This window comes from Spirosoma humi, from assembly GCF_054776575.1.
This window is the reverse complement of sequence record NZ_BAAHBR010000015.1, coordinates 981,143-996,031: the sequence shown is the minus strand read 5'-3', so window position 1 is coordinate 996,031 and position 14,889 is coordinate 981,143. Positions and strand designations below refer to the sequence as shown.

13 protein-coding genes are annotated in these 14,889 nt (G+C 48.0%); 2 read left to right on the top strand and 11 right to left on the bottom strand.

The window, feature by feature from the left end; all coding sequences use genetic code 11:
- Positions 1–60 precede the first annotated feature (60 nt).
- The 7 genes from recN to ACYU8Y_RS20475 all read right to left on the bottom strand — a co-directional run bounded on the left by recN (position 61) and on the right by ACYU8Y_RS20475 (position 8,117).
- Complete coding sequence (gene recN, locus ACYU8Y_RS20505; RefSeq protein ID WP_460939946.1) at positions 61–1,734, bottom strand: DNA repair protein RecN; 1,674 nt, start codon at positions 1,732–1,734, stop codon at positions 61–63.
- A gap of 65 nt (positions 1,735–1,799) precedes the next feature.
- Positions 1,800–2,705, bottom strand: a complete 906-nt coding sequence (gene porD / locus ACYU8Y_RS20500) for a type IX secretion system protein PorD (protein ID WP_460939945.1) — start codon at positions 2,703–2,705, stop codon at positions 1,800–1,802.
- Between the two features lie 34 nt (positions 2,706–2,739).
- Positions 2,740–3,963: a bifunctional phosphopantothenoylcysteine decarboxylase/phosphopantothenate--cysteine ligase CoaBC gene (coaBC, locus tag ACYU8Y_RS20495; protein WP_460939944.1), complete on the bottom strand. Its 1,224-nt coding sequence runs from the start codon at positions 3,961–3,963 to the stop codon at positions 2,740–2,742.
- Between the two features lie 122 nt (positions 3,964–4,085).
- Positions 4,086–4,400, bottom strand: a complete 315-nt coding sequence (locus ACYU8Y_RS20490) for a DNA-directed RNA polymerase subunit omega (protein WP_046575226.1) — start codon at positions 4,398–4,400, stop codon at positions 4,086–4,088.
- Between the two features lie 87 nt (positions 4,401–4,487).
- Positions 4,488–5,387 (bottom strand): outer membrane protein assembly factor BamD, encoded by a 900-nt coding sequence (locus ACYU8Y_RS20485; RefSeq protein WP_460939943.1) that lies wholly within the window; start codon positions 5,385–5,387, stop codon positions 4,488–4,490.
- Between the two features lie 121 nt (positions 5,388–5,508).
- Positions 5,509–6,156 carry a T9SS type A sorting domain-containing protein gene (locus ACYU8Y_RS20480; protein WP_460939942.1) on the bottom strand — a complete coding sequence of 216 codons (648 nt, stop codon included), beginning with the start codon at positions 6,154–6,156 and terminating at the stop codon, positions 5,509–5,511.
- 95 nt (positions 6,157–6,251) lie between these two features.
- Positions 6,252–8,117 carry an OstA-like protein gene (locus ACYU8Y_RS20475; protein WP_460939941.1) on the bottom strand — a complete coding sequence of 622 codons (1,866 nt, stop codon included), beginning with the start codon at positions 8,115–8,117 and terminating at the stop codon, positions 6,252–6,254.
- Between ACYU8Y_RS20475 and tilS the strand changes: the two genes are divergently transcribed.
- Both tilS and ACYU8Y_RS20465 read left to right on the top strand, forming a co-directional pair.
- Positions 8,118–9,458 (top strand): tRNA lysidine(34) synthetase TilS, encoded by a 1,341-nt coding sequence (gene tilS / locus ACYU8Y_RS20470; protein ID WP_460939940.1) that lies wholly within the window; start codon positions 8,118–8,120, stop codon positions 9,456–9,458.
- Between the two features lie 137 nt (positions 9,459–9,595).
- A complete protein-coding gene (locus ACYU8Y_RS20465; RefSeq protein WP_460939939.1) occupies positions 9,596–11,878 on the top strand; it encodes an OmpA family protein in 2,283 nt (760 codons plus the stop codon).
- Positions 11,879–11,944: 66 nt separating this feature from the next.
- Here ACYU8Y_RS20465 and ACYU8Y_RS20460 read toward each other — a convergent pair whose 3' ends face one another.
- The 4 genes from ACYU8Y_RS20460 to ACYU8Y_RS20445 form a co-directional block, all read right to left on the bottom strand.
- Complete coding sequence (locus ACYU8Y_RS20460; RefSeq protein ID WP_460939938.1) at positions 11,945–12,136, bottom strand: hypothetical protein; 192 nt, start codon at positions 12,134–12,136, stop codon at positions 11,945–11,947.
- Between the two features lie 106 nt (positions 12,137–12,242).
- Entirely contained in the window at positions 12,243–12,752 is a 510-nt protein-coding gene (locus ACYU8Y_RS20455; RefSeq protein WP_460939937.1) for a DinB family protein, read from the bottom strand.
- Positions 12,753–12,761: 9 nt separating this feature from the next.
- A complete protein-coding gene (locus ACYU8Y_RS20450) occupies positions 12,762–13,550 on the bottom strand; it encodes a glucose 1-dehydrogenase (RefSeq protein ID WP_460939936.1) in 789 nt (262 codons plus the stop codon).
- 110 nt (positions 13,551–13,660) lie between these two features.
- Positions 13,661–14,857, bottom strand: coding sequence for a hypothetical protein (locus ACYU8Y_RS20445; protein ID WP_460939935.1), 1,197 nt, complete (start codon positions 14,855–14,857; stop codon positions 13,661–13,663).
- Positions 14,858–14,889: the final 32 nt, after the last annotated feature.

Below are 14,889 nucleotides of genomic sequence, written 5' to 3'. Positions count from 1 at the left end.
ATAAGGGATTTACTTAATGCGATAGTGTACGATGCGCCGGAATTAAAGGCACCTCGTACATTATCTGGCTGTGGAAGTCGCTCGTTGTTTCAGAATTTCACGAGCATTTTTAAGCGCGCTGGCTGATGGATTCTTGCCACCGATCATCTGCGCAATTTCATTAACGCGCTCATCCAGGGTTAATTTTTTTATGCGGCTGACTGTCTTAGCCGCTGAGTGGTCTTTATAAACAAAATAGTGAGCTGTGCCCTGACCCGCTATCTGATGAAGGTGCGTAATGGCTATGATCTGGTGGTTATGCGCCATATCGCGCATCATGTTGCCCATTTTAATCGCAATTTCGCCCGATACACCCGCGTCTATTTCATCGAAGACGATGGTGGGTAGAGAGCGTTTGCTCGCCAGTATGTATTTAATGGCCATCATCAGACGGGAAAATTCACCGCCCGATGCCACATTTTTCAACTGCTGGGGTTTTACACCTTTGTTGGCGCTGAACAAAAAAGAAATCGTGTCGACGCCCGTGGGGGTAGGCTTGCCGGTTTCTGCATGAATTTTTAAGGATGCATTGGGCATGCCGAGGTCATTCAGCAACTGGCCGATCTGGGTTTCTATCGGATGCAAAACAACGCTTCTGGATTCCGATAAGGCATTGGCACTGGTTTGAAGCTGGGCACGGGCTGCGTCGGCCTGCGCTTTCGCATCTGCCAGGGCATCGTCCAGATTCAACACTTTACTCACCTTCAGGCCAAGCTCATCCCGCAAAGCAATCAGAGCGGCTACGTTTTTGGCCTGGTGTTTGGTCTGGAGTTGATACATCAGATTCAGCCGTTCGCGAATGGTTTCGGCCCGGGTATCATCGATATCGACGCGATCCTGTTCAACACTGATTTCGTCCGCCAAGTCGCGCAATTCAATCAGGCTGCTTTGCGCCCGTTGCAGTAATTGCTCGTACTGATTTGACAGTTTACTGATGTAAGCCAGATTGCTGACGGTTCCTTTCAAAAAATCAATAACCGATTGTTCCGTATTATCCAGGTATTCATACGCAACCTGCAGACGTTCCTTGATATCTTCGGCATTTTCGAGGATCGTCAACTCCTGTTCGAGCGACTCCTGTTCATCGGGTACTAATTGTGCTTTGACAAGTTCTTCGTACAAGAAATTGTTGTAGTCAAACTCCTTGCGCATCGCCGACGCTTCAGTCTGTAACTGATCGTAATGTGATTTTTTGGCCCGGTAGGATTGATAATCAGCTCGGTAGGTACGGAGTTGTCCCTCGTTTTGCGCGTAGGTATCGACAATCTCTAACTGATATTCGTTAGAACCGAGCAATACGGAATCGTGCTGCGAGTGGATATCCATCATCCGGCTGGTGACGCGCCGAAGCGTTTCCAGATTGACAGGCGTGTCGTTGACAAACGCACGTGATTTTCCACTCACGCCAATCTCGCGCCGGACGATGCAGGAATCCGAATAATCCAGCTCCTCTTCCTCAAAGATTCGTTCGATCTGGTAGCCGGAAACTCCAATCGTTCCCTCAATGATACATTTCTGCTCGGGGTTATAAAGCACGCGCGTATCGGCCCGATTGCCAAGCAGCAATCCGATAGCCCCTAAGATAATTGACTTCCCGGCTCCTGTTTCGCCCGTAACGATGTTGAGTTCACGGTCGGGCGAAAGTTCGAGTTCGTCAATTAATGCATAGTTTTTTATGAGTAAATGCGAAAGCAAAATCAGTAATGGTTAGCAGTAAATAGGTAACAGTGGTAAACGCAAATTTACTCCCTGATAACGCTTTACTGGATTAATTTCCGGTAGTTTTCGGTCTTACCTGGATCAAGATAAGAAAGTAAATCGAACGCCTGTTTCCGCTCGGAAGGTGTTCCTTCATACAGTATGTTGTACAACTCCTGCGATTTGGCCTCGAAGAACGAACTGATCAGAACGGAGTTTGGCAACTGCAGGCCAATCGTACGGATAGTAGACAGCAACGTAAGCGTTTGTTTACGTGCCTGTACTGGATTCGCGGCAAAAACGTCCAGCCCTTGTCGGTGGTACGTGTAAAGTCCATCCCGAAAAGGAATCAACTGTTGGTTTTGCATATTCTCGATCAGCCAATACCGGTTTCGGCGATCACCGCCATTCTGCCAGGCACCATTGGCCGATCCTTGCTGGGCCAGGTTGGTGATCGTATAAGCTCGTTGCACGTACGGGTTACCACCCTGCCTGCTAAACGTGTCATAATCGACCGCCAAGATTACATTGGCATAAAAGGCCAGGAGGGAAGTCAAATCGTCCGAAAACTGATTGTCCCGGAAATAGACCGGCGTTGTTGGTAGGTAAACAAAGTTAAAGGCCCGGTCAACATACGTAAAGGTGGTTGTTTCGTAATTGGTGCCATATACGGGCCGCGTAACCGTAATTTGAGCGGTGGCTTCAAACACCCCCTGCGTCAACGATTTCAGCAGGTTTATGTTCATCGAACAGTTAATGCGTTCCGAAACGCCAAACTGATCGTTGCTCCAGCGCCGGTTGTTCATGAATTCACTTATAATACCTTTCAGTTGGTTCAGATAAGCGAAATCAGTTTTTTGTTGAGCAAATAACTGATCGGAGTTGACCGTAACCTGACAATTCAGTTCCTGAGCGTGGACCGAACCAATCAGACAACCCAACAGCAGGAAGATTCGTATTGCTTTCATTATCGCTAGCCTTGTGTGGCTGTGTATCTGTTTATCAGAGTGCTTTGATCACTAATCTCACTAAGTCTTGTGCCACGTCATCTTTCGATTTCAGCGCAAATTCATGGATTTGTTCGTCTTTATCAATGACGGTAATCTTGTTGGTGTCGTGCCCGAAGCCGGCTCCTGAATCGCGAAGTGAATTTAACACAATCCAGTCTAAGTTTTTAGCGTAAAGTTTTTTCAGCGCATTCTCGCGTTCATTATCTGTTTCCAGAGCAAACCCCATCATCAGTTGGTCAGGCCGTTTGCGGGAGCCAAGTGTAGCGGCAATGTCAGTAGTTTTAGTCAGCTCAAGCGAAAAGAACGTTTCTTTTTTCTTTATTTTCCGATCAGCGGGGTGTGCAGGTGTATAATCGGCAACGGCCGCGCTCAGCACGACTATGTCAGCTACGGCAAAGGCCGTTTCCGTAGCTTCGAACATCTCCTGCGCCGTGCGCACATTCACCCGCTGAATAGACGCATTGGGTAGGGGCAAGGCTGTCGGCCCACTCACCAGGACAACCGATGCACCCGCTTTGGAAAAAGCATTGGCTAGGGCATAGCCCATTTTCCCGGTTGAGTGATTGCTAATGTACCGCACTGGGTCAATGGGTTCCTGGGTTGGACCAGCCGTTATTAGTACCCGCTTGCCGGACAAACCGGCTTGTGGAGGAGCCACTGCCCAAAAGTCATCGAGCTTTTTCAGAATATTTTCCGGTTCAGCTAGCCGGCCCTCCCCAACCAGCCCACTGGCCAACTCACCGTGTTCTGCCCGTATAATGTGATTGCCGAATGATTCGAGCCGACGCAAATTGTCAGTCGTCGTTTGATGGTGGTACATATCGACATCCATGGCCGGGGCAAAAAAGACCGGACAGCGGGCCGACAGATAGATGGCGGATAGTAAATCACTGCAAAGACCGGTAGCGCAGCGGGCCAATGTATGGGCTGACGCGGGTGCTATCACGAGAGCATCGGCCCATAAGCCAAGCTCAACGTGGTTATTCCAGCTGCCATCGCCAGGGCGATCACTATGGGCATTCACAAACGTTGATAGAACGGGCCGCTTCGACAAGGTAGCCAGCGTTAGCGGTGTTATAAATTGTTGGGCTGAATCAGTCATGACGACCTGTACCTCAGCACCTGCTTTTACCAGCAGCCGGATGAGTAAGGCCGACTTATAGGCTGAAATGCTGCCTGTAACACCCAACAGAATTCGCTTACCCGTTACTGACATGATGAAGTCCTAATAAAATATGTACTAAGTACTCGGCTGATGGCTTAGAAACCAGCCTGTTAAAACATCAATGACCGCACAGCAAATACCGTGCGGTCATTGAAAAGACTATACAATACGTATTATTGTTGAGCGTCTTCGTCGCTATAACGCCAGTAAACTTTGCCCTCCAGAAACTCATCCGTCGCAATGGAGGTTGGTTTCGGCATACGCTCGTAAAATTTCGAAATTTCGATTTGTTCGCGGTTTTCAAAAACTTCTTCGAGATTATCAACCGCCGAAACAAATTCTGACAATTTGTTGCTTAACTCCTCTTTGTTCTTCGTTGCAATCTGACGAGCGCGTTTCGAGATGATCGATACCGATTCGTATAGATTCCCGGTTTGACCCGCGATTTTATCGCTATTGCGGGTAATAATCGATGGATTTGTTGCCATAATGATTAAATCTCGGTATTTAGTTTAAAGTGTACGGGACTTGTGTTGCTGAGGTTGATTACGCAAAGCCTCGCACCGTACCTTGTGTTAATTAGCTGCCGTCACCTTTGCCGGGCGGTTGGCATCTTTTAAGCGTTCTTTTTCCTTTTCTCGTTCTTGTTCCAGCTTATCCAGACGGTCAATTTCTTTCTGGCTGGTTTCAAACATCTTTTCCGACTGCTTCAGGAACTGGCTGTTGGGATATTTATCAATAAATGCCTGGTGATAACTGATCGCTTCCTGATAACGTTCCTTCTGCTTGGTTTCCAGACTGTTTTGAGCCAGGCTGAATTCCGCATCAACTTTTAAAAATGCCAGCTCTTCGTTGTATTCCGAATCCGGAAACTCCTTCTGGAAGTTATTAATGGCAATAACGGATGACTTGTAGGAAGCAATGTTAAAACCGCTGGTTTTGTAATATAGCTTCGCTTTTTCGTATGCTTTCCGCTCCAGCTTTCCACGTAGTTCAAGAATCAGTTTGGTCGATTCTTCTTTGTACTTGCTATCGGGATACGCATTGATAAAGTCCTGAAGAGCCGATGTTGCCGTTAAGGTATTCGATTGATCAAGGTTAAACGAGGGCGTGTCTTTATACAGTGAGTAAGCGTACATGTACATAGCTTCCTGAGCGTAATCAGACCGGGCAAACGTTTCATAAAATTTCTTGAACAGCGTAGCGCTAAGCAAATACTGCTGTTGCTGATACTGTGTGTAGGCATAGTAGAACTGAGCCATTTCTGACTCGGTGCTGCCTTTTAATACGGGAATTAATTCTTCGAACAGCAGCCCTGCCCGGTACCAATCTCCTTTTTTATAGTATTGTATGGCACCTTTGTACTTTTCGTCATCGCTCCCACTTTTCTGCAGTTTTGAAAACGGGCTACATGATCCAAGCAGAAACGCTACCCAGATCCCCAACAGAATCTTACCAATATGACGGTGTTGCATATGTTTGCAAAGATACAAAAAAAATAAGGGCTACACCGTTAAAACGACGATGTAGCCTGGTATAGTCTTAAAATGAGCGCTGACCTGGTCCGTTTAGGCTATTTTAACATAATCAGCCTACTTATTGGTGACGAACGAGCAGTCGTTTCGTGGCAACTTTTTTGCCATCTACCGAGAGTTGGTACAAATAATAGCCTGTATCCAGCAAACGCGTCCCAATCCGAACTCTATTGGCATTTCGCTCAAGTTCATATTCTGCGATCGGTGCGCCCAGTACATTTAACAGAACCAGTTTTGCGTCGCCCGGTCCGGTAAACTGATAATCCAGTTCAGCAACGTCGTCTGCAGGATTCGGATAGGCGTTGGATACCCATAGCTTGTCAGCCGTATATAACCTGTTTTCTGCTTTTCCTTCTTGCACTGAAGCCGCTGGTCGCGCTGCACTCTCAACCGCTGGCGTATTATCGATAGTTGCTGCTTTTGTACCCGAATGAGCCATCAACAGGGAACGGTAATGCTCATTGATCGCGCTGTTTTTGTGCAACGTCATTGATCGGTCAAGCCCTGATAAGGTTGGAGCCGGGCTTGGCGCAATCGAAAAACGTTGTGCTGGCAAACCCGCCGTTGTTTTGCGTACTGACGAGGTACGACCCAATTCGAGTCGGCTTCCTTTACGAGCATCCGAATCTCGCTGGGCGACTTGCGCCTGGAGCGGGATCGTTGCCGTTAGCAAGCCCATCAATACACCAATAAGTATAGTTTGTTTCATGTAAGTCTACTTCATGTACGCATGTATTCACCACAAACCTATTCATCTTGAAAGACAAAGTCAACGGGCAATTATCTAAAAAATTGTTAAATAGGTCAATTAATAGTCTTTTGAACCAATTTCTGAGCTAAAGGTTTAATTAGCCCTTTGTTTTTTAATGGTTTTCTAATTACCGGTTGTTCAACGGGTGGTTTTTCAAGCCACAAAACCTGATTTTTTGTTGGTTTTTCCTGCTCGCGCCAACGGAATCCATCCAGTTGCTGAACCTCCGGCGTTAATTCTTTTGGTGGAATCAACTGTGAATCCGGATGGCCATAAAACCGAATCTTACCAACTTTGTTATCGTTGAATTCAATGTTCATTCGGCTCGATTCAACGTGATTCAGCCCGATTAATTTATTCTTTTCATCGACCGCGTAATAAAGGCTCTGCCCGTTTCCTTCGACAAGAACCCGATCCAGCACGGTTTGCTCCTGCTTCAAAACGGTAGTCGATGCTGGTGATCCCTCTTTTGGAGTTGATACGCGTTTAAGGGGCTGTTTCGTTGCAACGGATGAAGCAGACCGCGGAACAGTGCCCGAAGCGTTCGTCGTTGAGACGGGCAATTCAGCCGCGGTAACGGTTGTTGATACAATTTTTGTGGCGAAAAAAGCGGTCACTGTTCGCCCTTTGACCTGGTTGTAATTCTTAAGCGTGTCGAGAGAAATAACGAATGATTTTGTCTTCAAGAACAGCGTATGAATTTTATTATTTTTCATAACGGCCCGCATTGAATCGGCTTCCATCTGGTATTTATTCTGGCTCCAGACAATTGGTTTTTTATAGAAATAAATAGTCGAATCGGCGGTGTCGTAAATGAGCGAATCACATTTGCTCTGAAGGTCCGATTTATAAAGAAAAACATTTTTCTGGCCTAGTAACCGGCGGGTATTGGTTACTTTATTATCGAACGAAAATAAGGTATCGGCCCGCAAATAGAGGGTGTCTTTTGTGGTTTCGTTCGCTAGGCTTTTAGCCACCGGGTGGCCTGTTGCCCGCGAAATACCCGCTTTCCCATTGTACCGAACATGGTCGCCCAGAATCACCGCCTTGCGGTCTTTGGCAACCATAATGACGTTGCCTTTGGCAATGCCCAGCTCTGTAATGTTATCATAGTAAAGGCTGTCGCCCGTGAGCCGGTATTTAGGCGTTTCGACGGTTGCCCGGCGCTGGAAATTTGAAATACCCGTGGTTGTATTGTATTGGCCCTCAACGGCCGTCAGGACCCCATCTTTATTGGTAATGCGGGTTGGCCCCTGAAAGATGGCCATTCTGGTCAGGGAGTTGTAGAGCAGCGAGTCAGCCGTGAGTGTACCTTTGGGATTCACCAGCCGGACGTTCTGACGGAACGTGAACAGCTTGCTGCGGGTGTCGTAATACCCTTCCCGGCTAGTCAACACATTTTCTTTATCCACAATGCGACCAGGCGTTGGGTAATGAGCAATGCCTGATAGCATGTCGTAATCGAGCTGAGCGGTGGTTAGCGTCATTTTTCGGTCACGCATACTGACGCGGCCACGCATATTTGCTTGACGGACATTGCCATAATAAAACATGGTGTCACCCTGAACCGTAATTGTATCGCCTTGTACGATCTTTACATGACCATAGGCCTCGATGACGTTGGTGGTTGCGTTTTGAATGGCGAGGTCACAGAACATGAGCACCCCTTTTTGCCGAAACCTGACGTTGTTGTATATTTTACGAACAACCTGTCCGGGAACAGTCATTCCCACTAAACTGTCCGCTCCTGGTAGTAGCTCAACTTTGTCGGCTACACTACCCGTCGCTACCGGACGACCGGGCGCTGGAGGTCTGACCTGCGCCAGCGAATCAACTGAAACAAGCCATAAACAGAGGAGAAGAAAAGCGGCAAACAAACGAATCATACTGACAAAACTACGGCTTAGCGCCGACTCCATATGGTTGAAACGGATTTTTTAGGATTTATTAACGACAACGGCCTGTTCGAAGTTACGGATCAGGTGTTGCTGGCCGTCAGTGGTGGACTGGACTCCGTAGTGATGGCGGAGCTTTTCCATCGAGTTAATCAACCGTTTGCGATTGCTCACGTTAATTTTACTTTACGGGCCTCAGATTCCGACGAGGATGCGCTTTTCGTTGAAAACATGGCAAAACGCTACGGGGTTCCGTTTCATCTGGTTCGTTTCGATACCGCGACTTTTGCGCAGCAGCGAGGAGTATCTATTCAAATGGCTGCCCGCGAACTGCGCTATACGTGGTTTGATCAACTGCTTCAGCAACATGCGTACGCCTGCCTTGCCACGGCGCATCACAAAAATGATGTCCTCGAAACGCTGTTAATCAACCTGACGCGTGGAACGGGCCTGGCAGGTTTACACGGGATTTTGCCTCGTCAAAACCAGATCGTTCGCCCCTTGTTATTTGCTACCCGTGAACAGTTAGCGGCTTTTGTAAACGAAGCGGGTTTACTGTATCGGGAAGACAGCTCGAATGCAAACGATACGTACGCCCGTAATCGGATTCGTCACCATGTGGTTCCCGTACTCCATGAACTGAATCCGGGTTTATGGCAAACAGTACCCCGCACGATTGATCGGCTTCGATCGGCAGAAGTGCTTATGCGTGCCGAACTCGACCGATCCTGGCAGGCCGTTGCTGAGGTCCAGGACGAAGGAATACTGCTGCCAACCGAAAAGTTGTTGGCCTTGCCTGAGTTAGGGTTTCGGTTGATGGAATGGTTGAAGCCGATGGGTTTTACGACCGATCAGGCACGGCAGGTAGCCAGTATGACAGGCAAACCCACTGGGCAAGTGATACAATCGAAGACGTATCGTGTTGTGCATGAACGGGATGGTCTGCTTATTGAGGCTATCCAGGAAACGGTTCCTGTTGACCTCGTATTGACTGATTGGCCCAGCGCGGCATTAGTGGTAGCCTCAGCGTTTACGTTACGTATTGACCTGATGGATAAGCCCGACGGATTCGAGCCTTCCACTGATCCAACGCTAGCGAGTCTGGATGCTGACCGGCTGGTCTTTCCGCTCCATATCCGGTTGTGGAAACAAGGAGATAAATTGCGGCCTTTGGGGCTGAGAGGTCATAAGTTGGTCAGTGATTTATTGAATGACTTAAAGCTAAGCCGGACGGAGCGGGAGCAAACCGTTGTCCTGGTATCGGGTGGCGAGATTGCCTGGGTAATGGGTCGGCGGATTGATCATCGGTTTAGAGTAAGCGCCCAAACCCGGAAAGTCGCCTGCTTCAAGTATAGTAAGAAGTAAAAAAAATGCCTTTAACTAGGCCCGAAACAAGTAAATTGCCTGGTGTTTAAACCGAATCGAATTGATCATTTAGAAAATTGGCATCTTATTTGTTGAGATTTGAACGAGCCTCCAAATTTATTAATTAACTACTATTCATGAACCGAATTGTATGTGTCTTGCTAGTGGCAGGACTGGCCTTCTGGAGCCTGACTACTCAGGCACAAAGTGCGCGACTACGAGCGGCAAACAAGCAATTTGATAACCTTAGTTATGTCAGTGCGGTGCGGGCCTATGAGGAGTTTCTGCGAACGGATAAAAAGAAGGACCCTGCCGAAACACGGGATGCAATGATTAAACTGGGTTATGCTTATCGCAAACTGGAGGACACACGAAACGCCGAGCGTATTTATAGTGAACTGATACAATCAAATACGGATCTTGATAGCGAGATATACCTGTATTATGCCCAATCATTGGCTCAGAATGGCAAATATCGGGAGTCGCAGAAGATGTACAGTCAGTATGGCGAAAAGCAAAAAGAGGACCTGCGCGGACGTCGGTTTACGGTCTCTTACATGGATATGAGTCGATTCTATCAGGATTCGTCGTCTTATCGTATCTCGAGCTTGCCTATCAATTCGCGTCAGGCTGATTTTAGCCCAATGTACTACAAGAATGGTCTGGTTTTCGTGTCGGCTCGCGATGAATCCGGACCGGTAAAACGGGTGTTTACCTGGAACCAAACGCCGTTTCTGGACCTCTATTTCCACCCCGATACGAATCAACTGCGCGTTCCGGGTTCGGAGCCGACTCGATTGCCTAGTTCGGCAGTACTAGGCGGTGGCAGTGAAAGTAAAGCACAAGCGCCTGACGTGACAGCGGAAAATACGCCCCTGACGAAAGCTGAACTATTTAGCCGTACCCTCAATACAAAGTACCACGAAGGGCCAATGACGTTTACCAAAGACCAGAACTTCATTGTGTTTACCCGCAACAATTCCAGCAAAGGGAAATCGGGCAAAAGCTCTGATGGCGTGAAAAAATTGAAATTGTACTCTGCCGTAAACAGAGATGGGAAATGGGTTGATATTCAGGAGCTGCCTTTCAATAGCAATGAATACTCAGTTGGTCACCCAGCTTTTTCCTTCGATAACACAAAAATGTACTTCGTGTCGGATATGCCCGGTGGGTATGGCGGTACCGATATTTACGTAGTTGAATACAATGACGGCCAATGGGGAACGCCCGTCAATATGGGTAAAGAAATCAATACGGAAGGAAACGAGATGTTTCCGTTTGCTGCCGAGGGGGACAATCTTTATTTTTCGTCTGACGGACACGAAGGGCTGGGTGGTCTGGATGTATTTGTAGCCGAGCTTAAAGATGGAATTGCGTATAAAGGCGTTCAAAATGCCGGGGCACCGATCAACTCCGAGAAAGATGATTTTGGCTTCATCACCGATAAAGGCCGTACGACGGGCTACTTCAGCAGCAACCGTAAAAAGGGAATCAGCGACGATGATATTTATTCATTCCGGCGTACCTGCAAGCAACTGAATATCTTGGTGTACGATGCTAAAACGAGTACACCCCTCGAAAATGCCGACGTTCGTATTTTGCGGAATGGTGTCAATCAGGAATTGCGGATTACCAGTGCAAAAGGTCGGACCGACTTATGCGTCGATTCAAATACGGAATATGAGTTCAGGGCCATCAAAGAAGGGTATGCTATGAATAGCGTTCGGTTTTCAACCCTGACACAATCGCCGAAGCCAGTGTTGAATGTGTCCATCTATCTCGAGCGATCAGAAAATACAGTTGTCAAAGGGGTTATTAAGACAGAAGTGAATCAACAGCCGGCAACAGGTGTAAAAGTGACGTTGCGTAATGATAAGGACAAATCGGAGCAAACCGTTACGACAGGCCCGGATGGGGGATATGAGTTCGATATGAAGCCCGGTGCACCCTATACCATCACCGCCCAGAAAGATCGTTACGCCACCAAAAAAGCACAATACAGCAAAACAAAACGCAAAACACAGGTCATTACCGATTCGCTTGGTTTATATGGTGTTGGTGATGTGTTTCAGCTGAAAAACATTTATTACGACCTGAATAAATTCTTTATTCGCGCGGATGCGGCTCGTGAACTTGATCATGTTTTGGCCATTCTGAAGGAATACCCAAAAATGAAGATTGAGCTGCGTTCTCATACAGACGCTCGGGCTACAGATACCTACAATATTCGCTTGTCGGAGAACCGGGCCAGAGCCGCCATGGATTATCTGGTTTCGCGCGGAATCGAAGCTAACCGGTTGATGGCCAGAGGATATGGGGAATCGGAGATTATTAATGGTTGTGTGGATGGGGTCAACTGCTCGGAAGGTGAACACCAGCAAAACCGCCGGACCGAATTCAAGATTTTAGCCGTGCAGTAAGAAATCAACACTGTAGATAAAAAAAGACCCTGCTCAGCAGGGTCTTTTTTTATCTACAGTGTAAGGCTATTCCGATGTCTTGACGTGCTTTTTATGCGTCGTTTTGGTGGTTGTCATCGTCGCTTTGCTAGGGGTCGATTTCTTCATAGTCGTTGTCGTCGTTTTGCTCACTGGCTTATCTTGCGAAGGCGTATTGGCAAAAACGGTATTTCCACAGAAAGCGGCTACAAGGCAGGCAGTCAGAATGGACTTTTTCATAAAATTGAGAATGGTTTAAGGTGATAGCCCACCACCGTGACGGGCTTTTCGGTTGAAAGGTCGGCTGATCTTGTTAAACGCCGATGAATGATAACTTAAAAAAAGGTTAAACTGTTATCACCCGGACCGTTACCGATAATTGCCCAACATGCCGCATGGTGTGCTCGGCTGCGTGCGTCAACAAGCCAATAACCGTGGATGGGAGTTGTGCCCGGCCCACACCACGAAAATCCGTCAGTCGGTTTTCATCTGTACGGCGCAGTTGAGCCAGCGCCTGCTCAACCTGTTTATCAAACTGATAGACCAGTTCCTGCGCGGATATTGTCGTTCGATCCGGTTTCCCTTCGGATGCCAGGGCCGTCAACTGGTCGGTTGAGAGGGCTTCATGGCGAGCATAAGTAAACAGGCGATCAAGCACACCCCTCAAGTGCTGCAAATGGAAGCCAACCGAAGCGACACCCGCCGGACGTTCCCAAAGCAACTGTTCCGGGAAATTGTGCATGAGCGCAGTTACTTCTTCACGAGCCTGCATCAGTGCATGCGCAATCGGCTGCACCAGGAGAGGCATATCGGAAAGAGGACCCCGCAGCCAAACTTCACGTGTTTCGAGAGACATAGTCGTGTGTTAAATGATGGTACCGCCATCTGCGTAAAATAAACTGCCCGTACTGTAAGACGAGGCATTTGACGCCAGAAACAGCGCCAGTGGACTAATTTCATCCGTTGTACCCATACGGGCGATAGGCAGGCGACTGGTGAAGTGATCGAGAATTTTTTCGTTCTGCCAGAGCGCCTGACTGAACTTGGTTTTGATCAGACCGGGACAAATCGCGTTGACCCGAATGCCATCAACGCCCCATTCTTTGGCCAAGACTTTCGTCAGCATGTTGAGCGCTGCTTTACTGACACTGTACATGCCCAGGCCGGGGTCCGGTGTGTGTCCAGCAATGCTGCTAATCATAATGATACTGCCCCCGCCACGGGCTTTCATGCTTGGGTAGCATCGTTTGCTCAACTCAAAAGGGGCTTTCACGTTTGCCTGCATAATCTTGTCGAACGCAGCACCATCGCAGTCGAGGGAAGGGCCAAAAACCGGGTTCGAGGCTGCATTATTCACCAGAATATCAAGGCCGCCGTAGGTTTCGATACTCCTGTCCACCAACTGCTGAAGCTGAGCCATGTCGCCCACATGAGCCGCTATACCGGTTGCTTCGCCCCCTTGTGTCTTGATCTCGTTGGCAAGGGCATCACACGCATCCTGTTTACGACTGCTGATGATAACCTTAGCGCCAAAACGGGCAAACACACGGGCGATATCTTCACCAATGCCTTTACTAGCCCCGGTAATCAGGGCTACTTTGCCGGTAAGGTCGAAAATAGCCTTTTCAGCACCATTGATCGGTTGTGTTTCCATAGGATAAGGGAAGGGGTAAACGCCAAAGGTCGTAACCGATTCACGAAGCAGGCAAAATTATGACTCTGCGCGCCCTTCAAACCCTTTATGACCTTTAGGTTGAAAACGTATTATTTTTCAAAAAAACAGACGGTGCCACCTACCCAATCTTTGTTCTTATTAAAATTGACACCAATCATCTCGCCCCGGCTCAGGCGACTCAGGTTCGTAATCAACGTAGGCTTCGCGTCGCCCTTTGGCCAGATGAACAGCATCCGGATTTCGCATTTTACCAATCCGTCGGGCGATTGAATGACGGGTTCATATTTTACCTTTCGCTGAAGCAGATAACCATCTCGCTGGTGAGCCGGAATGGCATCGAGATCGGCCGCGGTGATGTTTAAGTTCACGCCACTACCCGCAAAAGAAAACAAGGGTTTGAGGACGTAATTCTCCAGATCAGTTGGGTAGTTGCTCAGGTCCGACAGGTAGTAACTGGCTGGTACATAAGGGCTCTTGAGCAGAGGCAGGGTGTACTTGCTGATTCGGAAAAACCAGTTCGGATGACCAACCCATTCCACATCGACGTCGTCGGTCAGGTGAAACTCACTTTGTAAGTCCGGGAAGTTCTGTAAATCGTCAAAAATCAAGCGGTTATAAATTCGCTTAATGCGAATTTGACGTCCATCTTTCTCATAATACAGCGCTCTACCGTCTTTCCTTATTTTAGTCAGGCAGACGGGCGCCACGCCCAGATACTTCTCCGTCAGAACAAAATCAATGCGGGTTTTTTGCTTTTCAGGATAAATTTCCAGCAGAATCACCTCTTCCGGTTGGCAATTACCCACGATCATCTGGCGCAGCCGTTCGATATAATCCGCATTGCTGTCAACCGTGAACAGATGGGAGAGGGTATCCGGAATAGGGTAGAGTTCGCGAAATGTACTGGCGAGGAATGCCTGAAATACATACAAAGAGGGAAATCCCTGTAATTCAATCAGTTGGGGGGTAAGTTCCCCGTTGGCGTCTTGGCAAACCGCAAAATCGATAGCCATAAACTGCGTATGGTCATCTTCATTCGGAACGCGTTGCTCCGCCGGAATGGCCTTATCGGTCAGGGCCTTAAAATCGTCGCGGGTGATCACGGCAATAATGTCGTTGCACGCTGCCACGAGTTTATCCGTCAGCACTTTGGGCACAAAAACGGGTGTTTCCGCTACGCGAAAGTCCAACTGGCCAGGAAAATCAGTGTCAATTTTATCCAAAAAAGCCCGGTAATTTTCCGGGCTGAAGGCTTGATTGTACGTTTGACGAATGGCTTCGATCATGAAAGTAGGAGTTGAGAAAAACGTAGCGTATG